Origin of the sequence: Peribacillus muralis, from assembly GCF_001439925.1 — a bacterium.
Classification (GTDB): Bacteria; Bacillota; Bacilli; order Bacillales; family DSM-1321; genus Peribacillus; species Peribacillus muralis.
This window is the reverse complement of sequence record NZ_LMBV01000010.1, coordinates 20,637-41,733: the sequence shown is the minus strand read 5'-3', so window position 1 is coordinate 41,733 and position 21,097 is coordinate 20,637. Positions and strand designations below refer to the sequence as shown.

General features: G+C 40.1%; 17 protein-coding genes. 13 read left to right on the top strand and 4 right to left on the bottom strand.

Going from position 1 to position 21,097, the window contains the following annotated elements; all coding sequences use genetic code 11:
* Positions 1–233 precede the first annotated feature (233 nt).
* Together ASU00_RS13840 and ASU00_RS13835 are read left to right on the top strand one after the other, a co-directional pair.
* A complete protein-coding gene (locus ASU00_RS13840) occupies positions 234–1,427 on the top strand; it encodes a ParM/StbA family protein (protein ID WP_057914064.1) in 1,194 nt (397 codons plus the stop codon).
* Between the two features lie 8 nt (positions 1,428–1,435).
* Positions 1,436–1,975 (top strand): hypothetical protein, encoded by a 540-nt coding sequence (locus ASU00_RS13835; protein WP_057914063.1) that lies wholly within the window; start codon positions 1,436–1,438, stop codon positions 1,973–1,975.
* Between the two features lie 84 nt (positions 1,976–2,059).
* Here the strand turns inward: ASU00_RS13835 and ASU00_RS13830 are convergent, their stop codons facing one another.
* On the bottom strand, positions 2,060–3,352 hold the full coding sequence (locus tag ASU00_RS13830) for an NCS2 family permease (protein ID WP_057914062.1): 1,293 nt from the start codon (positions 3,350–3,352) through the stop codon (positions 2,060–2,062).
* A 309-nt stretch (positions 3,353–3,661) separates the two neighbouring features.
* Between ASU00_RS13830 and ASU00_RS13825 the strand changes: the two genes are divergently transcribed.
* From ASU00_RS13825 to ASU00_RS13810, 4 genes are all read left to right on the top strand, one after another.
* Positions 3,662–5,092 (top strand): DEAD/DEAH box helicase, encoded by a 1,431-nt coding sequence (locus ASU00_RS13825; RefSeq protein ID WP_152983761.1) that lies wholly within the window; start codon positions 3,662–3,664, stop codon positions 5,090–5,092.
* 91 nt (positions 5,093–5,183) lie between these two features.
* Positions 5,184–6,092, top strand: a complete 909-nt coding sequence (locus ASU00_RS13820) for a phosphotransferase (protein WP_057914061.1) — start codon at positions 5,184–5,186, stop codon at positions 6,090–6,092.
* A 33-nt stretch (positions 6,093–6,125) separates the two neighbouring features.
* On the top strand, positions 6,126–7,310 hold the full coding sequence (locus tag ASU00_RS13815; protein ID WP_236712730.1) for a class I SAM-dependent methyltransferase: 1,185 nt from the start codon (positions 6,126–6,128) through the stop codon (positions 7,308–7,310).
* A gap of 54 nt (positions 7,311–7,364) precedes the next feature.
* Positions 7,365–8,315, top strand: a complete 951-nt coding sequence (locus ASU00_RS13810; protein WP_057914060.1) for an ATP-grasp domain-containing protein — start codon at positions 7,365–7,367, stop codon at positions 8,313–8,315.
* A 107-nt stretch (positions 8,316–8,422) separates the two neighbouring features.
* On the opposite strand, the gene ASU00_RS13805 is transcribed toward ASU00_RS13810, so the two are convergent.
* Positions 8,423–9,973 carry an ABC-F family ATP-binding cassette domain-containing protein gene (locus tag ASU00_RS13805; protein WP_057914059.1) on the bottom strand — a complete coding sequence of 517 codons (1,551 nt, stop codon included), beginning with the start codon at positions 9,971–9,973 and terminating at the stop codon, positions 8,423–8,425.
* An 864-nt stretch (positions 9,974–10,837) separates the two neighbouring features.
* Here ASU00_RS13805 and ASU00_RS13800 point away from each other — a divergent pair.
* The 6 genes from ASU00_RS13800 to ASU00_RS13775 all read left to right on the top strand — a co-directional run bounded on the left by ASU00_RS13800 (position 10,838) and on the right by ASU00_RS13775 (position 14,875).
* On the top strand, positions 10,838–11,284 hold the full coding sequence (locus ASU00_RS13800; RefSeq protein WP_057914058.1) for a DUF2712 domain-containing protein: 447 nt from the start codon (positions 10,838–10,840) through the stop codon (positions 11,282–11,284).
* Between the two features lie 134 nt (positions 11,285–11,418).
* Positions 11,419–12,177: a hypothetical protein gene (locus ASU00_RS13795; protein WP_057914057.1), complete on the top strand. Its 759-nt coding sequence runs from the start codon at positions 11,419–11,421 to the stop codon at positions 12,175–12,177.
* The gene (locus ASU00_RS13790; RefSeq protein WP_057914056.1) at positions 12,167–12,889 is read left to right on the top strand and encodes a WxPxxD family membrane protein; all 723 of its coding nucleotides are present in this window, start codon (positions 12,167–12,169) and stop codon (positions 12,887–12,889) included. Before ASU00_RS13795 ends, ASU00_RS13790 begins: the two co-directional genes overlap by 11 nt.
* 16 nt (positions 12,890–12,905) lie before the next feature.
* Positions 12,906–13,604, top strand: coding sequence for a DUF2705 family protein (locus ASU00_RS13785; protein WP_161809738.1), 699 nt, complete (start codon positions 12,906–12,908; stop codon positions 13,602–13,604).
* 9 nt (positions 13,605–13,613) lie between these two features.
* Positions 13,614–14,240, top strand: coding sequence for an ABC transporter ATP-binding protein (locus ASU00_RS13780; protein WP_057914054.1), 627 nt, complete (start codon positions 13,614–13,616; stop codon positions 14,238–14,240).
* Positions 14,237–14,875: a hypothetical protein gene (locus ASU00_RS13775; RefSeq protein ID WP_152983760.1), complete on the top strand. Its 639-nt coding sequence runs from the start codon at positions 14,237–14,239 to the stop codon at positions 14,873–14,875. Before ASU00_RS13780 ends, ASU00_RS13775 begins: the two co-directional genes overlap by 4 nt.
* A 400-nt stretch (positions 14,876–15,275) precedes the next feature.
* Here the strand turns inward: ASU00_RS13775 and ASU00_RS13770 are convergent, their stop codons facing one another.
* Together ASU00_RS13770 and ASU00_RS26690 are read right to left on the bottom strand one after the other, a co-directional pair.
* On the bottom strand, positions 15,276–17,468 hold the full coding sequence (locus ASU00_RS13770) for a DNA topoisomerase III (protein WP_057914052.1): 2,193 nt from the start codon (positions 17,466–17,468) through the stop codon (positions 15,276–15,278).
* A 560-nt stretch (positions 17,469–18,028) separates the two neighbouring features.
* Positions 18,029–18,160, bottom strand: coding sequence for a hypothetical protein (locus ASU00_RS26690; protein ID WP_269085322.1), 132 nt, complete (start codon positions 18,158–18,160; stop codon positions 18,029–18,031).
* Between the two features lie 881 nt (positions 18,161–19,041).
* Here ASU00_RS26690 and ASU00_RS13765 point away from each other — a divergent pair.
* Complete coding sequence (locus tag ASU00_RS13765) at positions 19,042–21,024, top strand: acyltransferase family protein (protein WP_057914051.1); 1,983 nt, start codon at positions 19,042–19,044, stop codon at positions 21,022–21,024.
* Positions 21,025–21,097 lie beyond the last annotated feature (73 nt).

Below are 21,097 nucleotides of genomic sequence, written 5' to 3'. Positions count from 1 at the left end.
TGCATGTAAACAAAAATAGGTGTTTTGTACACAAATGTGTATACATGTTTACAAACACGTACACATGGCTATATAAGTGGTGTGTACATATTTGTTCCTATTGTAAACAATTTGAAAACAATTCGGCAATTATAGCTACAACTTAAGAAGCATTGACTATCAAGGGAATTTTTTCTATCCTTAAAGGGAATGCTTCACTTAAATTTTTTTCAATAAAAAGGGGATGTTTTTAGATGAGTTCTAGAATCGCAGCAGTGGACGTAGGTAACGATGCTATCAAAGCTATTTTTGGAAAGCTAGAGTCTGAACTATATATACCAAACGTCATTGCGAAGGACATAGAAGACCGTCCGGTCATCGGGATTGAGGAACTTAATGAAAAAAAACCACTTGAAGGGATTCATATTAGGGTTCATTCACCAGCCCTTCAAGATAATAATGCCATTTATCGCGTAGGAAATTTGGCAACAAAAAGCGATAACCCTTCAGAACTGGATATGGGAAGCAGTAAATCAGAAGAAGATCAAACATTGGTCATGCTTTTTGCGGCACTTGCATTAGACGCCGCCAAGCAGGGGAACAATGAAAAATTCAAAAAAGTGAATAACGTAGTGGAAGCAAATTATACGCTTGGGACAGGGTTGCCGCTTCGGGAGGTTAAAGAAGGAAAAGACGTTGGGTACCGCTCGAAATTACTAGGCTCCGTCCATCAGGTGGAATTTTTAATTACCCCTAAATACCAAGGCATGAAGATCAACATCAAATTCGATGAAGTGAAAGTCTATCCAGAGGGCTTTGCGGCATACATCAATTTAGTCATGGATAATGATCTGAATATCATTAACCGTGAATTGATAGATAGAAGAATCCTTATCCAGGATATCGGTGGATTATCGACGGATATCGCCGTCATAAAAAATCGCAAGGTTGACGATGACAAGGCACAAGGTTTCAATTTAGGAGTAGCTGAAGCCCTTGAATCGATTCGCGAGGAAATCAGGAAGAAACATGGAGTTGAGTTGGACAGCAGGCGTGATGTCGTTGAAATCATCACGAAGAAAAATGACCGCAATCATATCATGGTTCGCGGAAGCCGGACAAGCGTCCATGATATCGTCGACCGTATTTTAGGTGAGCTTGCCAAGAAACAATATCGTCACCTGCGCAACGTATGGCAAAAAAATTCCCAAACGGAAATTTGCTATTTCGTTGGCGGTGGATCGATTGTCCTGAAAGATTACTTGAAAACATTGAATCAAAATTTCGATGGCTACAATATTGACTTTTTCGAAGACGAACGGGAAAGCGTTTGGATGATGGCAAACGCCTATTATAAATTGATTTCCGATTTTAATCGCCGGAATGCAAAGGAACAGAACCAATCTCAGCAAAAGAAGAAAGAACAAAGAACCGGATCTACTAAATAGGTGAGAGAATGAAAAAAACAGCTTCTTCTGAAATTAAAAGAGGACAAGCCATCACTTTTCGTATCCCTTCGGATATATCAGATTATACGTTAAGACAGCTGCAGAAATTGAAGGAAACGGAAAGACGGAATTTTTCCAGTAAACTTGCCGAATATGTTCTCGATGGTGTCGGGCAATCCACCCATCAGGATCGGGAAATGATTGCCTTGCCCATGCCGAACAAGCTAAGCAAATCTCAGCGTGACTGGCTCAAGCATTCCCACTCAGAAGCTATGCTTGGAACGATTATGTATAATCTTTTGTCCGATCCTTTACGCGCCACCGCCTTGCTTGCCTCTTTGAACAGCAACCGATCGAATGAGGATTATATGCAGGTAGAGCCTGAAGTCAAGGAAGTTTTGGAGGTTCAGGAAGAGTTGCCTAAGAAAGATTTGGATGACTTTGATTGGAGTTTGGATCAACCCTCCCAGCAAGAGGATGAAATAGAACCGGAAGAGGAAAATCTCGATGATCTTCTTGGTGATTTTCTTGATCAAATGAATCAGTGAATATATGGAGGATATCTGACGTCTAGTTGGATATCCTTCTTTTGATTGTAAAAAAAAGGGACCCGTTGGGCCCCTCTAGTAGAATCAAGCTAGGAAAATCAGTTGATAAAGAAATAGAATGGCAAAGATGTACACGAAGGGATGCACTTCACGAAACTTCCCTCTTGCCATTTTTAAAATGGGATAGGCGATGAACCCGAGGGCAATCCCATTGGCAATGCTTGATGTTAACGGCATGGCGACGATGACCAAAAAGGCAGGGAAGGATTCATCAAAGTGCGTCCAGTCAATTTCATTTATGCTTTTGATCATCATGCTTCCTACGATAATCAAGCTTGGTGCCGTAATGGCCGCAACATTTGAAACAGCTCCTATCAGTGGGCTGAAAAAAGCGGTTATTAAGAACAGGATTGCGACTACAAGTGCGGTTAAACCTGTTTTGCCGCCCGCTCCCACCCCGGCGGAGGATTCGACGGATGCTGCCGTCGGGCTTGTACCGAACATGGCGCCAACGGTCGTGCCGATCGAATCGGCAAAAAAGGCACTGCCCGATTTTTCAAGCTTGTTATTCTTCAGCAATCCAGCCTGCCGCACGATTCCCAACAAAGCTCCCGTCGTATCAAAAAGCATGACAAGCAAAATGGAGAAGACGACGCCATACAGTCCGTAGTTGATGACATCCGCAATGGACGTGATCGGATTGGCGACGATGATGCCTTCAGGCAATGATGGAGTGGAAACAAGACCATCGATTTTCAATTGACCTGTAAAGAAAGCGATGATGGCCGTGATGATCATACCGATGAATATCGCTCCCTGTACATTACGAACGATCAGCACGATCGTTATGACCAGACCAACCAGTGTGAGCGCTACACCCGGATCCCTGAAGCTTCCAAGCGTGACCAGGTTTGAATCATGATGTGTCACGACTCCAGATAAGCGAAGCCCGATGAACGTGATGAAAAGCCCGATCCCGGCACTGATGGCATGCTTTAAATTATTGGGGATGGCTTCGATCAATTTCGACCGGAAAGAAGTAAGTGATAAAAGGATGAAGATGATCCCGGTAACAAAGACGGCCGAGAAGGCGACAGTGTATGAGATATCATGGGTCCCAAGGACCGAGTAGGCAAAGTAGGCGTTCAATCCCATTGCAGGCGCTATGACAATCGGGTAATTGGCTAAAAGGGCCATGCATAGGGTACCGACTATTATTGCAATGATGGTTGCCGTGAATGCCTGATCGAAAGGAACACCGGCATCGGAAAGGATCATTGGGTTTACAACGATGATATAAGCCAGCGTTAAAAAGGTTGTAAGCCCCGCAAGCACTTCCGTCTTAATAGTTGAATTCCGTTCTTTTAATTTAAACATGCGGTCACTCCCTTTTTTATATACAAAAAATCCTTGCAAAGCAATACAAGGAGGAGATGCTTACCATTTCTTAAGTAAGTAGCTCGATACATGATTCGAAATAAAATCTTATAAATTATATTAGAAAAATAAATAAAGTACAATAGCGTGAAAAATTTTATGTGACGGGTTTTCTCGAAATTAGATAATGATATACTTACAAATAGCTCAGAATAAGAAAAATGACCAGATGTGAAGGAAGATACATCCACTCCTTCTATGTTTTACTGTTGAATGCATATGAAGAAATTATAGAAAGTAGGTTATAACATGAAAAACTTCATCGACCTTGGTGTGAGCCCGGCGATTAATACGATATTAAAGCAAATAGGAATAACCACTCCAACTCCGATACAGGAGAAAGCGATACCCGATATCCTGGCAGGAAGGGATGTCATTGCCAAGGCGCAGACCGGGACGGGAAAAACCTTGGCGTTCTTGCTGCCAATCCTGGAAAAAGTCGATCCCGCGGCATCCCACATCCAATCGTTGATCGTCACGCCAACAAGGGAATTGGCACTGCAAATCACTGCGGAATTGAAAAAATTCGCTAATGAAATTGAAGAGCTGCAGGTGCTTGCCGTTTATGGCGGACAAGACGTCGAGCAGCAAATGAAAAAGCTGACAAGGAATATATCGGTGGTCGTTGCCACACCAGGCAGGCTATTGGACCATTTACGAAGAGGAACCATCGACCTGTCCGAAACTAACACGCTCGTGCTGGATGAAGCCGATCAAATGCTTCATATTGGCTTTTTACCCGAAGTGGAAGAGATCATGGGACAGCTTCCAGAAGAACGCCAAACGCTGCTTTTTTCCGCCACGATGCCTGAACAAGTCCATCAGCTAGCTAAACGCTATATGGATAAACCATTGACGGCTGCCGTGAAGGCTGAGCAGGTGACGGTCGAACAAATCAGGCAGCTTGTCATCGAGACGACCGACCGTGCCAAGCAGTCTTCGTTAATGAACATGCTCAAGGAAGAACAGCCATATTTGGCGATTATATTTTGCCGCACGAAACGCCGTGTTTCCGTTTTGAATGATGCCCTTAAGGCTGCTGGCTTCAATTCCGAGGAATTGCACGGCGATCTGTCACAAGCAAAGCGTGAACGTGTCATGAAAAACTTCAGGGATGCAAAGCTTCAATACTTGGTGGCAACCGATGTTGCGGCACGAGGGCTTGATGTAGAGGGCGTGACGCATGTATTTAATTATGATGTCCCAGAGGATGCAGAAAGTTACATCCATCGAATTGGCCGTACTGGCCGGGCAGGCGAGAATGGCTTGGCTGTTACCTTCATTGCGACGAAGGATCTTCAGCTTTTAAGGGAAGTGGAAAAAGGAATCTCCATGAAGATTGAAAGAAGGACGATTGAAGGCGTGAAAATGTTCCAGCCTGATGAAGTGGCACATAAAAAGAAGCGTTATGAAGATGCTTCTGAAGAAGGTGCCCGTCGACCGCGTACAGGAGGAGGAAGGCGCCACCGGGAGCGCATTGATACGAGAGGACCTAATCGAGGCAGTCACCGCTCTGTAAACCAAACGGACAATCGTGAAATCGAGAGGGAAAAACCGCGAGGAGGCCGAATCGAAAACGGTCGTGGACCAAAACGTGAGGATTCACGGGGAGGCCGCTCTGAAGACAGTCGTGGCCCAAGGCGGGACAATCCGCAGGGAGGTTCAAAGAGACAGCCGTAGATCAACTGGTGCACCAGGACCGAGCAGCCGCAGGGGTGGTTCTAACAGCACCTCCAATAGAGGGAGAAACCGATAAAAGGAGGATACGGGAGTGGAAAAGCCTTGGGTGGCAGAGTATCCAGTTTCGTTGGAGCTGGCACGTAAATTGATCATGCAGCAGTTTCCTGAAATTGAATGGAAAGAAATCAAGCAGCTAGGGGAAGGGTTCGATAACACAGTCATGCAAATCAATCGGGAATTTGTATTCCGTTTCCCGCGCCGGCCGCTTGCCGTTGCCTTGATACAGGTGGAGAATCGTCTTTTGCCTTCCATTGCCGGAACTTTTCCGCTTTTTATCCCTGAACCGGTCTTTTTTGGGAAGCCAAGTGACTTATATCCTTATCCCTTTACCGGCTATAAAATGGTAAGGGGACAATTGCCTGTAGAAGAATCTGTTGCAAATAAGGTTGAATCGGCGAAAAAATTGGCTAGCTTCCTGAAGCTTCTCCACAGCTTTCCGCTCGGTAAGGCTAGGCAGGCAGGTGTGGAGCCTGATGGGTTGAGAAGGCTCGATGTGGCCTTCCGGCGAATATCGCTGCTGGAACATGTCGCAACTCTAGAAAAGCACCTATATCTGGAACAGGCTCATTCGGTTAGATGCTTTGTTGGAGGACTGGGCGATATGAAGGTGCAGCAGCCGTCAGCACTCGTTCATGGGGATATTCATGTCCGGAATGTTTTACTGGATAAAGAGGGCATTCTTGCTGGCATCCTTGATTGGGGGGATGTCCATATCGGAAGTCCAGCCATAGACATCGCCTTTTTATACAGTTATTTCCCGAGCAATGCGCGCCAAGCATTTTTTGAAATCTATGGGAGCATCGACAAGGAAACGGAGCGGTTGGCCCGCTTCAGAGCCGTATATATGCTCGTTACATTACTCGTCTATGGCATTGATCGAGAGGATGAAGAGCTGATTGCGATTACGAAAAATGGCTTGGTACTGGCCATGGAAGAATAATCGGAAGGCGCTTTAGATGATTAGGAGGTTACTATGAAGGCAAGCTATTATCATGCAATCACATTAATGGGGAAAATGCTGGATGAGGCTACTATTCCTTATCAATATACAGGACGGTCGGCCCTCCTTGTCCAAGGGGTGGAAGTCGAGGTCGAGGGCATCGATCTGGACGTGCAATGGGACGTTTTTAATGAGGCTTTGGCTCATTTTGGCGCATACTCCCCGACAAGCCCGGAAAGAAATCCTGAGCGTTCCTCATTCACAATCCAAGTTGAGGGTATTTCCGTCACGGTTGGCTGTAGGTATAACACGACCATAAAAACCGATCCTTACCGGTTGTCGATAACACTTGGAGATACGGTTGTCTGGTGCAGGTCTCTGTACAGTTATTTGTACGATGACGAAATGAACGAGTACAGTGCCGAGATCCATGCTTACTTATCTGCCGAGCAGCAGGGATTCACAGCCGAAAATGAACAGGCATGGAACCAAAATAATTATTTGGCACTTGTTAACCGTTATGGTGATCCCGTTGAAGTCGCAGCTAAAATCAAGCAAAATCCCAAATGGAGATTGCATCCATTTTATAAATATATAGGCGATGCAACAAGTAAAAAGATCACGCATTTGATGGGGTCAAACGGTGTTAAAGCGGTTGCCCTGGCGATATTGGGAGCTTCCGTTACGGTTGTCGACTTTTCCCGGGAAAACGCGGCATTTGCTAAGGAGCTGGCTAGCGGAGCCAATGTCTCCATCGATTATATCGTTTCCGATGTCCTTTCCTTACCAGCAGAGCATGCATCCGGGAATCAGGATTTGGTGTTAATGGAGCTGGGCGTGCTTCACTATTTGATCGACCTAGAGCCATTATTTGAAAAAATCAAAGCGCTGCTAAAGCCAGGAGGACAATTCATCCTCCATGAATTTCATCCGATTTCAACCAAACTGATTACCTCCAATGGAAAAAAACATAAGGTTGCAGGCAACTATTTCGCTCCGGAAATCGAAAACAATGAGGTCGCTTTTTCCAAGCATATGCCTGATGAAGAGAAAGGCGGCCTTTCAAAGGTCGTCCAGCGTAAATGGACAATCGGCGAGCTTATCACGGCAATAGGTCAATCAGGTCTTGTCATTAAAGTGCTTGAGGAAGAACCGAACCATAAAATCCACGATATCGGGATTCCAAAGACATATACTTTGGTGGCTGAACGGGTGTAGAGATACAATCATAATTAAAGAGATAAAATGTTAAACAATCAGGAGGAACCTTTTATGAGCAAAGTTTATATCATTCATGAAAACGAGGAATGGACTGCCCATTTAACTAAAAGAATGAAAGAGTTAGAAGTTCCCTATGAAGAATGGCATCTCGATCAGGGTGTAGTGGATTTAACGGAGGAGCCGCCAGAGGGAGTTTTTTATAGCCGGATGAGTGCAAGCTCACATACTCGTGGGCATCGTTTTGCGCCTGAATTGACAGAGTCCGTGCTGGCGTGGCTTGAACAGCATGATCGCACGGTCTTCAATGGATCACGGGCGCTTCGTTTGGAGGTCAGCAAGGTCAATCAATATACGGCACTGACAAAGGCTGGAATTAAGACACCAAAAACGATCGCCGCAGTAGGCAAGGAAAATATCATCAAGGCAGCAGAGAAATTAAATGTCGCATCGTTCATCACGAAGCATAACCGTGCAGGTAAAGGACTTGGTGTTCAATTATTTCACTCTATAGAAGCATTGAAACAATATGTGGAAGGTCCAGGATTCGATGAGCCAGTTGATGGAATTACATTGATTCAGGAATACATAAAAGCGCCGGAGCCATTCATCACTCGTTGTGAATTCGTGGGTGGAAAGTTTATTTATGCAGTGGAGGTTGATACATCCGAAGGTTTCGAGCTTTGCCCTGCAGATGCATGCCAAATCGGGGACTTATTCTGCCCGATCGGCGAAGAGGTGGAAGAAAAACCGAAATTTCAAATTGTCCAGGATTTTCATGATCCGATTCTTGAGAGATATGAAGCGTTTTTACAAGCGAATGATATTTCGATTGCAGCAATTGAATTCATTCGAAACAGCGCTGGTGAAATCTACACGTATGATATCAATACGAATACGAATTATAACCATGACGCCGAGGAAGCAGCAGGCCAATATGGCATGCTAGAATTAGCGAAGTATCTAGGATCTGAATTGGCGGCAAAATTTGAACGAATAAAATAAGTAAAAGTGATGCTGACTGAAAGGGCGATTTTATAACCCTTTCAGTCTTTTTTGACATAAAAAGAAGGTGCCCCGTCTCGCAACGGGCACCCTCTAAATAGAACAAGTTAATTATTGCTCGACCATTCTTCAACATCCCATACCTTCGTGACCCAATCCTCATAGAATTCAGGTTCATGGCATACGAGGAGAATCGTCCCTTTATACTCTTTCAATGCGCGCTTCAGTTCTTCCTTGGCAACGACATCCAAATGGTTCGTCGGTTCATCGAACAATAGCCAATTGCTTTCCGTAAGCATCAGCTTGCATAACCGTACTTTAGCTTGCTCACCACCGCTTAAATGGTTCATTGGACGGGTGATATGCTCGTTTTTCAAACCGACACGGGCAAGGATCGCGCGTACCTGCGGCTGGTCGAGATGCGGGAAGGCATTCCAGACCTCATCGATAGGTGTCGTATTTCCGGCCTTCACTTCCTGCTCGAAATAAGAAGAAAAGAGGAAATCGCCAAGTGATCTTTTTCCGCCAAGAGGGTCGATCTTACCTAGAATCGTTTTTAACAGCGTCGATTTCCCGACTCCGTTACAGCCGACCACGGCAATTTTTTCCCCTCGCTCGATGGTCATCGACAGCTTCGGAAGCAATGGACGGTCATAGCCGATTTCCAGATCTTCCCCTTCGAAGACATAACGGCTGCTTGCACGTGATTCTTTGAAGTCGAAGGTCGGCTTCATGGCCGTTTCAGGACGATCGATCCGCTCCATGCGATTCAATTGCTTTTGACGGCTCTTTGCCCGGCCTGTCGTTGAGTAGCGGGCTTTGTTTTTAGCAATGAAATCTTCCTGCTTTTTAATGAATTCACGCTGTTTCTCGTAGGCGTTGATATGTTGGTTCTTATTCAATTCAGCAAGCTCAAGGAATTTTTCGTAAGTTGCCGTATATCGGGTAAGCTTGGAAAATTCCAGATGGAAAATGACGTCAACAACACCGTTCATGAACTCGGTATCATGCGAAATCAATAGAAACGCATGCGGGTATTCCTTTAAGTAGCTGCTCAGCCAGCGGATATGCTCGACATCGAGGTAGTTGGTCGGCTCATCGAGCAATAGGACCTGCGGTTGTTCCAAGAGTAACTTGGCCAGTAAAACCTTTGTCCGTTGTCCGCCGCTTAGCGCCGAAACATCACGGTCCAACCCGATTGCATCCAACCCCAGACCGCGCGCCGCTTCTTCAATTTTAATATCGAGATTGTAAAAGCCGCCCGCTTCAAGCTTGTCCTGAATTTCACCCATTTGCTCTAAAAGCTCTTCAAGCTCTTCGGGAGAAGCTGTCCCCATTTTCTCGGTTACTTCATTCAGCGCCTTCTCCTGCTCGAATAAAGGTAAGTAAGCATCCCTCAGGACATCGCGGATCGATTTTCCTTTTTCAAGGATCGTATGTTGATCCAGGTAGCCATATTCGACGCCAGGAGTCCACTCGACCCGGCCTTCATCATGGATAAGCTGCCCTGTGATAATATTCATCATCGTTGATTTTCCGACACCATTAGCCCCGACCAGCCCGACATGTTCTCCGGCCATGAGACGGAAGGAAACGTCCTTGAATAAAGTGCGATCGCCAAAGCTGTGTGCTAATTTATCTATTGAAAGTAAGCTCATGTATGTTGAACCTCCCAGTTAATTTGAAAAAATCCCTACGTTTCATCATACTAAAAACTGTGATGGATTGCTATCTAATCTATTCATTTACATATATGTGGGTGCGGGGAGCTACTTGGAGTGGGAGCCTTGAGGTATTTTCGTAGATAGATGTCCCTGTTGAGCGTTTAGACATGTATTATGTGATATCAGTTATGGGCTCGAAGCAAAAATGGACATGTATTATGAATTGAATAAGATGAACCGAACCTCAAATGTGTTCATTTTTTTAAAAAAGCATGTTCTGTACATTTAAAAATCTTATTTTACGAACGAGAGTGGTGTTTTGAAAAGCGGCCCATCGATTTCTGTGTTATGAATCTCCCTGCCTTCACCGCGAGTGGTTGATACTCTCTACTACATATCATAAAAAGCACTCAATTAAATTCCAAAAAAGACACAAGGAGTTTCAAATTAGGAACTCCTTGTGTCTTCAATTCTTATAAAATGAAGTTATAACAATATTACATCCAGACTGTTAGTGGGCAATCATTTCTATACTTGTCATGTTACTGCGAATTGCCTGCTAAATTTATGCTTTATTCGGGAAATCGCATTAACATTCAAAAATTAGAAAAAAGCTCATTCGAAATTCCATTATAAAGGTCTTTTTTTTGCACTAAATATTTAAATTGAACAATCTAGTTTCTGTATTTAATGGTTCAAGCGGTTTTTCGTGGGTTTTCATTCGTTGTATTTCTTAAAGAGTAGTGTCTTTAAATTGGCGCCGTTAAAGAACTATTATTTAAGTGAATATAGATTATTGTAATTAACGGTATGTTAAAAAAATTAGTTGGTTACAAATAATTATTTAAGGAGAAAAATATGACTATTTCAAGAAAATCAAATTTTTTAATGTTTGTATTGATTATCGCCTCAATTTTTAGTATTGGTTCAAGTGTTTTTGCTGCTAACAATACGGGCGATGATAAAAGTTTTCGTTTTACTGTTCCTGCATCTAGCAACCCAGATAAGGGAACTACATACGAGAATGGCTACTCAAAAACGCAATCAAGATCAACCGCAGAAATGAATGCCCCATGGTATTTGAATCTTGCCTATTCTTCAGAAGGTGCAGGAACAATTTCGATAATGTGGCTTGCTAAGGGCAGTACTTCCTACTCACACCCAAGCAAATATTACCAAGGAAAGAAATATACTATTAAAGTTAAAAGTGCTGTCAGTGGTTCAGTACGTATTGGCGCTGAAAATAATAATCTTTCAGCAAAATCACATATTGTAGAAGGATATTGGGATCCTGCAGTGCGTTAACACAAAGATAGGATGTCAATATGAATATATGCCTCCTTTTACCATCATGAAAGCTTCTTTAATTTTTTGACAGGTAATTATGATCGTAAGAAGGGGGCTTTTATGAGATTTAGAATGCATAACAAGGAGAAAAAATGAAAAGTCAATTTAATAGAGTATTAAGAAATAAATTAAGTCGTATTGTAATTTTAGTTATCATGCTGATTCCTTGTTTGGAGATCATTCAGTTATCGGCTGATATTTATGAAGATTCTTATCTGGCGGAGGCCTTTTTTCTTTCAGGGTCGACCATTGGACATGTAACACAAATTATTTTACTGTGGTTTCTCCCACTTTACTTACTGGTGATTTGTTCAGATGATCCTATACAAGATAAAAAGACAGGTGTTAGAGACATATGGATTTCTAAATTAGGAAAAAAGAAATACTTCTTTGTTAAGCTTAAAACATCTTTTATTGTGTCTTTTTCTGTGATTTTTTTAGCCTTAACAATAAATTTTTTAATTAATTCCCTTATCTTTGATATGGCCGGATTTAGTTCAGCAAACAATTATGATGGAGTGTCAGGGGAAGCTTTTATAAAGAAGCAAGTGGAAAGTCCTTATCTTAGTATCTTTTTATTTTCTTTAATAACCTCTTTTTTTGCGGGTTTGATAGGGGCTGCTGGTACATGTTTTAGTTTGCTGACTTACGATAAAAAAATAACGTATCCAGTAACGTTTGCATTTTGGTATATCCTTATTTCAAACGAGGGAACGGTGATGTATCTATTTCAACCGTTTGCCGAGTACGGGTTAGAGACTTTAGTACCCATTTTTATTACGTCAACTCTTGCCTTTCTTGCTCTGTATATTTTGACGTACCTCCATGAGGTGAAGATAAATGAAATCTAAACGGTTGCTTTCAACTTTCTGTTTATTCCTATTTATGGTGGTGCTTTGGTATAAGCAAACAAGTGACTTTGTTCATCTTCAACCACTTTATAACAGGTTTCTCTCAATAAACTCTAATATGTATTCGCCGAATTCAATCGAAGCACATGTGCTATTTTTCACTTATCCTTTTTTGATGTTCGTAAAAAGCACTGCAACTCCAAGTCATGCGGCAGCAACAGTTAGATATTTAATGCGTGGTGCAAAATATCGGAAGGATGTTCTAAATGCTTTTTATGCAGTTCTTATTTTCGTTACAATCCAGCTTTTCATTTTAAGTTGCTATAACTTTTTCTATTTGGGTAGTGTTTTTTTAAAGGATGTAAGTTTTGTTCAAATCGTATTATTTGAGTTTCTTGGTCTTGTTTTTTATTATTTCTCGGTAGCTCTTCTTTACATAGCGATTAAAACGATTCTAAATTCAGATATATTATCTTACTCTTTTGTGTTTTTGATTGTGACACTGGTTTTCTTTTTCAATAAGTTAGTCATGCAAGAGTTGTATACACCGATTCGAGATCTAGCAAATATCGTTTCATTATTAGTAGCTTCTGGGGATATGTACAGTATAGTAACGATTTATTTGCGCCAAATAACGATTGTTGTAGTCCTGCTTGTCCTTGGGTGGAACATGTTTCAAAGGAAGGATTACCTGAAAAATGACTCAATTTAGAAATGATGCGTTCATCTTGTTTATTGTTGCACTCATCCAATATGTATATGTCATGAATGATAGTTTAGCCCATTCTTCCTTTCCATTTTTGGATGGTGTACCGACACCAGTTAGTTATCCTCACTTAGTTTCCTATTTAGTTGGCTGGTATATATCGATAGCTGCAAGTAGCTTCATTTTATTAGGGCACATATCGGATTCATTATTAGATTACGGAAAATATATCATTTTAAGGGGAAAAAGTAGGATTTCATGGCTAATGTCTAAAGCCATCCATATGTGGAGGGTAGTATTAATTTTAGTTTTTTCTCAATTAATCGTTACCACTTTTTTTCAAACAACCTTGGATTCTAATCCTGTACTTGAATTGACACACCCGTTTGAAGGTATATTGTTTTATGTGTTAACAATCATGGCTATTTTATCCATACAAATGATATTGGAATTGCATATGAAATCTCAATTGGCGTTTATTTTAACCAATTGTTATGTGCTTCTATCAATAACGATTGTTGAAGGTTTTTCTCAAAAAAAAGTGCTGTTTCATGTGTTTTTCCCGAACCTTTCAATGGGTTTTCGCAATGGCATGATTGCTAATCCTACCTTGCAAGAAATCATAGGGCCATTCAATGAGTTATGGCTTTTTTTAGTTGTTATGATTTTGTTTCTACTTTGTCTTTCCGTAATAAGAATAAAAAAAATAGAATTAATGTGAGGAATTATAATGATTGAAATCGATGATTTATCAAAAAAGTTAAAAAAAAGTGATGTTTTACAAAACATCACTTACACCTTCGAAAAAGGGAGGATTTATGGTTTGGTTGGAAAGAATGGATCTGGGAAGACCATGTTGCTTCGGGCGATAGCTGGACTTATAATTCCAACTGAAGGCAGTGTAACCATTGATGGTAAAGTATTGCATAAGGATATTTCATTTCCGCCAAGTATCGGCATTATTATTGAAAATCTCGAATTGCTTCCCCAATTCGATGCCGAGACTAATTTAAAAATTTTGGCTGCGATTAAGAAAACAGCGTCGCTCAAAGATATACAGCACGCCATAAAGAGACTTGAGCTGGATCGGTTCGCTACATTAAAAGTAAGAAAGTATTCTCTAGGTATGAAGCAGCGACTAAATATTGCACAAGCCATCTTTGAGAAACCTGATATTATTTTATTGGATGAACCAACTAATGCAATTGATGAAAAAGGTGTGGAACGGGTACTTGATATATTGCAAGAAGAACGGGATAGAGGAGCAACCATCATTATTTCCACTCATAATAAAGATGATGTTTTCCCGATTTGTGATGAAATTATAGAAATTAGTAATGGACGGTTAAAATTATGAGAAAATCTCAAATGACTTTTTTGGTGATAACATTTGTATGTTTACTCACAATCATATCCATACCTGAATTCATAAAATCTCTTACGCCAAATGAACGCCTTGAAACAAAAAAAATCAAGGGAGGAGGTATTGAATACAGACTCACACAAGGCAACTTCCGGGTAGGAAACGATATTCCAGAGGGGTATTATGACGTTACAAGCGATGGTGATAATTATTTTAATGGTACTCAACTTTCAGATGGTGATCATTTTTTAGGTTTGAAACTTTATGATGAAAATATAGCCCAAGTTACTGGAAAAGGAACAATTAAGCTTAAAAAATCAGCACTTTCACCAGTTAGTAAAGCTGGTCATGTTTATAAAATACAGCATTCTGGTTTTTATCAAATTGATGAACAAATAAAATCCGGAAAATATATCATTACTTATGAAGCTAGGAATAATGAATCATTAAAGGAAGATCCATGGTTCCAAATCATATCTGCCGATTTGCAAAAAATTATAGGAGGAGATGACTTTGGAGATGCTAATCAGTTTGAAGTTGACCTGAAGGAGAATACATGGTTGGAACTTAACCAAAGTGGATTTTCGACTAATAAAAATGTTTCTTTCTACTTAACACCTGTTAAATAGGCGTAAATTGACACTTAATAATATAAGACTTTGATATAATGTCCATCTTTCCCCTGCTCCACACCGTACGTACAGCTTGCACCTCATATAGCTTCCTAATCACCCATTTTATGATGACTATATACTTTCTTTATCTCAAATTAACTGATTTGGGTAGCGGGAATGAGTTTAGATGTTTTTGCCCCCTCTCCCCAAATCCGCATTTTCGAGGGAGGAGGGTAAAACAACCAGATAGGATCTTTTATATAAAAGGTGATATATCGGGATATATTAAGAGCGTGTTTTGCTTATTCAGGAAACGCTCTTGCTCTTGGTTAGTTTATCTAAAGCAACGATAGTAAACTTTTCAAATCAGCATGTGTGCATTGGATAAGAGATAGTGGTGTCATTTTATAAATGATTATTTATCTAAATTAAATCCTTTTAATAAATCCGCAAATGGATTATTAATCGGTTCGGCTTCTTTTTCCTGCTCTTTTAAATACTTCTGAACGGAACGTTTATCCACTTTTCCACCAGACTCTTTTTTACGTCTGGCTTCGAAAGCAGATAGTTTCTCACGATATCCGCATTTACATGTGAAGATTTGGCCATCGCCTTCACCACGTAGTTCCATTTTCTTTTTACATTGTGGGCAGCGTGCATTCGTTACACGGGCGACGTTCTTTTTATGGCCGCATTCACGATCTTGGCAGACTAGCATTTTGCCTTTTTTGCTATTCACTTCAAGCATTGGTTTACCACAGTCTGGACAAGATTTCGTAGAGATATTGTCATGTTTATATTTTTTTTCACTTTTTTTGATTTCACTGACGATCTCTTTTGTGTAATTCTTCATTTCATTGATGAACACATCTTTTTTCAGTTTCCCTTTTGCGATTAGCTCGAGCTTTTGTTCCCACTCAGCTGTTGTCGCAGGAGATTTTAGTTTTTCTGGCACCAAGTCTAAAAGCTGACGTCCCTTAGATGTGATATAGATTTCCTTACCGCCACGTTTTTCGAATAAGAACGAATTGAATAATTTATCGATGATATCAGCACGAGTGGCTACTGTACCAAGTCCTCCAGTCGACTTTAACGTGTCTACAAGCTTTTTATCATTTGTTTTCATATATTTCGCAGGATTTTCCATTGCTGATAGTAAAGTCGCCTCAGTAAAGAATGCAGGGGGCTTTGTTTGGCCTGACGTTTGAGTGATTAATTTTGTCTTTAATACATCATCTTTTTCAATACGAGGCAATAGCTGATCTTTTACATCATCCGTTGAGTCTTCATCATCAAAATGGTTTGCATAAACTTCTTTCCAGCCAGAGTGAATCACTGTTTTTCCTTTAGCGATAAACTTTTGATCATCGATTTTCGTTTGCACGGTCAATTGCTCATATTCAAACGCAGGGAATAAAACAGCTAAGAAACGTTTCACGACAAGGTCGTAGATTTTGCGTTCCTTGTCAGTGAAGGATGAAATATTCACATAACCTTCAGTTGGAATAATGGCATGGTGATCACTCACTTTACTATCATCGACAAATGCTTTTGATACCTTAATGGGCTTACTTAACACTTTATTTGCAAGAGAGCGATATTCACCCACAGCACACGCTTTTAAACGCTCTGGAAGCGTACTAACGATATCAGATGATATATATCGTGAATCTGTGCGGGGATAAGTTAAGACTTTGTGTTGCTCGTACAATTTTTGCATGATGTTCAACGTTTCTTTGGCAGAATAGCCAAAGAGTTTATTTCCATCACGTTGTAATTCTGTTAAATCATATAAACCAGGTGCGAATGTTTTCTTTGCTTTACGGTCAATGGAAACAACAGTCGCATCCTTACTTCCAAGTGATTTGACGATCGCATCGGTCTTTTCTTTATTAAAGCTACGACTATTCCCGTTTGCATCTTGCCACGTTAAATTAAGTCCGTCTGTTTTGGCTTCAATTCCATAATAAGTTTGAGGTGCGAAATTCTTAATTTCATCTTCACGTGCTGCAACCATTGCAACCGTTGGTGTCTGAACACGCCCACAGTTTAATTGTGCATTAAACTTTGTTGTTAAGGCACGTGTTGCATTTAAGCCGATATACCAATCTGCTTCCGAACGTGCTACTGCAGAAGTATATAAGTCTTCATAAGCTTTACCAGGCTTTAAGTTATTGAATCCATCTTTAATAGCTTTATCTGTTACAGAAGAAATCCAGAGACGTTTGATAGGCTTATGAACTTTTACTTTATCAATAATCCAGCGTGCAACTAGTTCTCCTTCTCTGCCTGCATCAGTAGCCACAATTATTTCATTCACATCACTGCGACTTAACTGTGTTTTAACAGCATTAAATTGCTTTCCAGTTTGTTTCATGACAACTAACTTCATGTGTTCAGGAAGCATTGGAAGGTCTTCTAGTGTCCATGTTTTATATTTAATATCGTATGCCTCTGGATCTGCTAGTGTAACTAAATGTCCTAATGCCCACGTAACGATGTATTTATCGCCTTCTAGAAATCCATTGCCTTTTTTATTACACTTCAATACATTTGCAATATCACGTGCAACTGAAGGCTTCTCAGCAATTACCACACTTTTTGACATGTGTTCAAACTCCCTTACTAACTATTTACCGTCTAATATAACATAATTCCAAGAAGAAAATGGCCCTACACTCCTTTTAGGGCGAGTGAACACTGTTCAATAGCTTCCTGATCGAAAAGAGAGGGAACAACCTAGGAACGCAACTCCTCGAGTAGGCACCTGAAGACCTGCGATCGCCCGCTCTGAAGGCATATTGTAAGCAAAATCTTCATCGACGATATGTGCACCTACGCCAAGAATCGTTCATAATATCAAAAACAGTGAAAAGGTAATAATGGGTCAGGAACGAAAAGCACGGTTTGCGGCAAGCTGATGCTTGTCTGACAGGAGCGTGAATGTGGTCACAAAATAGGTGTTTCACGTGTAACAAATGCAGATGCCGAAAATGTTTGATCAAGAAGAAGCACAAACAGGGCAAAAAAAGAAGAGCCGATCAAAACACCCTCGCCAACCTGAAATCCGATAAAAAAATGAAAAAGGATGGAGCAATCGCTCCATCCTTTTTCGATATATTACTGCTTCGACTAAATTTCATTCAGTACGGTGCCATGTCATTCATATTATAATGTGTTGTCCATTTTGTGTGTGTGTTTATTCGAATCTACTCGTATGAGCGTACTGAATGGCTGCTGATCACCTGGACTGAAAATCGCTTCATCATTCTCTGGATTCCATAGGCTGTAAATACTCATGATCAGTATCCTCCTCCTTTGAATGAGATGTAGTAATTCCCATTTTGATTAGCATCTAACACTTCAATTGACTCTAACGCTGATCACCGGGACTAAACACCGCTGCGTCATTCTCCCTGTTCCATTGGCTTCTGATTGTACTCATGCACATCATCTCCTTTGGTGTTGAGAATGTCTTACAGTATTTATATACCCGGGTGGGACAGGTTGAAACATGTATTTTTAAAAAAATCATATTTTTTAAAATTCTGCACGAACCTCATTTCACGCAAAGGTTTTCTATATAAATCGTTTCGTTTTAAAAACAACAATCTTTACGAAAAGACTTTTATTTGGGCCATACGCTGAATTCATATATGATCTTCAATTCGTTGTGAGGATATTCAATGCGTTAGTGGTATGGGCACTTATCAGCTGACATTCATGATGAATACTAGTTAGACAAATTAGAGAAATTCCATTTCGGGATAATGGTAAAGGGGGAAGGGATTTTTTAGAATAAAATCGCCGAATTAGACGGACAGTAATAAAACACCTGCTTAGGCTGCCATACGCCGTGTAGTAGCTTGATTTTTATTTTCTTCGTTTGCAAATTAACCTCACATTAACCTCACCGTACTTTGTGTAGTTTTAATATAATTTTGCCCAAGTAATATACATTAGCCAATCGTACTTTTAATAAGTGTGCCAGTAACTTCTTTCAAGTAGTCTTCGTACCTATGCAACGTACATTTTTTGTAAGATTTGCTGGTTAATAAGGTAGAAAAAATACCGCAATCGTGATTTTTTCAGAACCTTTTTTACTATGTTGACAAAACATTATTAGTAAGTGATATAATTTGACATTGTATGCATGACGAAAAAGGTAGGAGAAAAATCAAATGAATCAAAAATTAATTAATATTGAAAGTAAGTTCAGACCCGAAATTGAAGGGTTACGCGTTGTTGCCGCACTTTTGGTAGCGGTTTATCATATATGGTTTAATCGTGTTTCTGGTGGGGTTGATGTGTTTTTTGTAATTTCAGGTTTTCTTATTACAACTTCAATTGTTTCCACCATTAATCGAACAGGGGATTTTCGTTTTCGGCCATATGTTACAAAATTAATGAAAAGATTACTTCCTTCTGTATTTTTTATTCTTGCAATCGTTCTTATTTTAAGTTGGTTTTTATTACCTAAATCGATTTTGGATAAAACGATACATGAAGTTTTTGCCTCGATGTTTTTTTACCAAAACTGGCAACTGGCTTTTTCGAGCACGGATTATTTAGATTCGAGCCAAATGAAAACACCTGTTGAACACTTTTGGGCTCTATCCATCCAAGGACAATTTTATATTATTTGGTTTTTGGTCTTCACATTTGTTTTGATTTTAATAAAAAAATATAAATTAACTAAAGTAAAAAAACTAATCAATACTATTTTAGGAATATTATTTGTTTCTTCCTTTATATACTCAATATATTTAACCACCGTCAATCAGCCGTGGGCTTATTTCATTACGATGACACGTGTGTGGGAATTTGCTTTAGGAAGTTTGCTCTGCATCAATTTATCATCTATCAAGATAAATAAATACGTTGCTACAGTGATTGGTTGGCTTGGATTGATCGGATTAATTCTAACTGGAATCGTTTTTAACGTATCTGAAATGTTTCCGGGATATATTGCGCTATGGCCAATGACGTGCGCATTATTTATTGTTTTGTCAGGTACATGTGATACAAGGTTTGGCATTAAACGCTTTTTAGGTTCGCCTGTAATGGTTAAGCTAGGTGGAATCGCTTTTGGAATCTATTTATGGCACTGGGTGTTATTGGAGTTCTATCGTTATAATGTCCAAGATACTCCAGGATTCATCGTTGGATGTATCATTATTATTTCATCAATTGTTCTTTCTTTCTTAATGACAAAGTTTATAGAAGAACCAATTCGAAGCTCGCATGACAATAAATTTTCGTTTAAGAGACTAGGGATAATGGGTAGTGTGAATGTCCTCTTAATTGGCTCTTTATTGCTTAATGCATATATAGGCCAAAATAGGCTGGAAAATAATATAACCGATAAAAACTATCCTGGAGCGTTAGCTGCAAAAAATCCAGATGATATACCTGAAAAAGAACCAATACCTTCATATTCGGAAGTTTTTAATGATCTTCCACAAGCCCATTTGGACGGCAGTAACCAGGGGCTGAAGGAAAGTGACTTGAAGATAGGAGAATATGGCGAAACTGAAGACTACGATGCGACCATTGCCCTGATTGGCAGTTCCCATTCAGAACATTGGCTAGGTGCCATATTAAAAGCAACAAAAGATGAAAATTATCGTGTATTGAATATGACCCGTTCAGGTACACGGTTTTCAACAGGTTATTCGGATGATGATTCGAAGGGCATTTGGGTCAATAATGTTCTGGATTATCTAAAGGATGCCGATGTTGATCTTGTCATTTCTCACGCAACAGCTTCAGATACACCTAATCATAAAATTCATCAACAAATGGTGGATCAGCTGCAGTTTGTTAAAGATGAATATGGTATGGAAGTGTTAGCGATTCGCGATGATCCGAGATACGGTTTCAATGTACTGGAATCACTGGAAACGCATGGACTAGAAGAAACCACCAAAAAAATGAATTCAGTAGATAATCAGAAAGACGAAAGCTTTTGGCGAAAATTCGAAAAAGAGAATAAATCATTGCACAAAGTTGACTTAACAGATTACTTCAAAGTAAACGGTACATTCCAGCCGATTATCGGTAATGTAATCATTTACAGGGACAATAGGCATTTAACGAATACTTATTCTGAAAGTTTCGGACCTATCTTTAAAGAAGAAATCGACAAGATAGACTTAGATTGAATGTAAGTATAATTTAAGGGAATATCGTTTGAAGTGTAAAGATGTATAAAAAATCTGGGTTCTGTTTACAGGA

Bases quoted from the DNA above. Each gene is read 5' to 3' on its own strand.
- ASU00_RS13770 (WP_057914052.1), bottom strand. From the start codon at position 17,468: ATGTCAAAAAGTGTGGTAATTGCTGAGAAGCCTTCAGTTGCACGTGAT.
- ASU00_RS13780 (WP_057914054.1), top strand. From the start codon at position 13,614: ATGATTGAAATCGATGATTTATCAAAAAAGTTAAAAAAAAGTGATGTT.
- ASU00_RS13800 (WP_057914058.1), top strand. From the start codon at position 10,838: ATGACTATTTCAAGAAAATCAAATTTTTTAATGTTTGTATTGATTATC.
- ASU00_RS13805 (WP_057914059.1), bottom strand. From the start codon at position 9,973: ATGAGCTTACTTTCAATAGATAAATTAGCACACAGCTTTGGCGATCGC.
- ASU00_RS13825 (WP_152983761.1), top strand. From the start codon at position 3,662: ATGAAAAACTTCATCGACCTTGGTGTGAGCCCGGCGATTAATACGATA.
- ASU00_RS13795 (WP_057914057.1), top strand. From the start codon at position 11,419: ATGAAAAGTCAATTTAATAGAGTATTAAGAAATAAATTAAGTCGTATT.
- ASU00_RS13765 (WP_057914051.1), top strand. From the start codon at position 19,042: ATGAATCAAAAATTAATTAATATTGAAAGTAAGTTCAGACCCGAAATT.
- ASU00_RS13835 (WP_057914063.1), top strand. From the start codon at position 1,436: ATGAAAAAAACAGCTTCTTCTGAAATTAAAAGAGGACAAGCCATCACT.
- ASU00_RS13840 (WP_057914064.1), top strand. From the start codon at position 234: ATGAGTTCTAGAATCGCAGCAGTGGACGTAGGTAACGATGCTATCAAA.
- ASU00_RS13815 (WP_236712730.1), top strand. From the start codon at position 6,126: ATGAAGGCAAGCTATTATCATGCAATCACATTAATGGGGAAAATGCTG.
- ASU00_RS13810 (WP_057914060.1), top strand. From the start codon at position 7,365: ATGAGCAAAGTTTATATCATTCATGAAAACGAGGAATGGACTGCCCAT.
- ASU00_RS26690 (WP_269085322.1), bottom strand. From the start codon at position 18,160: ATGAGTATTTACAGCCTATGGAATCCAGAGAATGATGAAGCGATTTTC.
- ASU00_RS13830 (WP_057914062.1), bottom strand. From the start codon at position 3,352: ATGTTTAAATTAAAAGAACGGAATTCAACTATTAAGACGGAAGTGCTT.
- ASU00_RS13790 (WP_057914056.1), top strand. From the start codon at position 12,167: ATGAAATCTAAACGGTTGCTTTCAACTTTCTGTTTATTCCTATTTATG.
- ASU00_RS13775 (WP_152983760.1), top strand. From the start codon at position 14,237: ATGAGAAAATCTCAAATGACTTTTTTGGTGATAACATTTGTATGTTTA.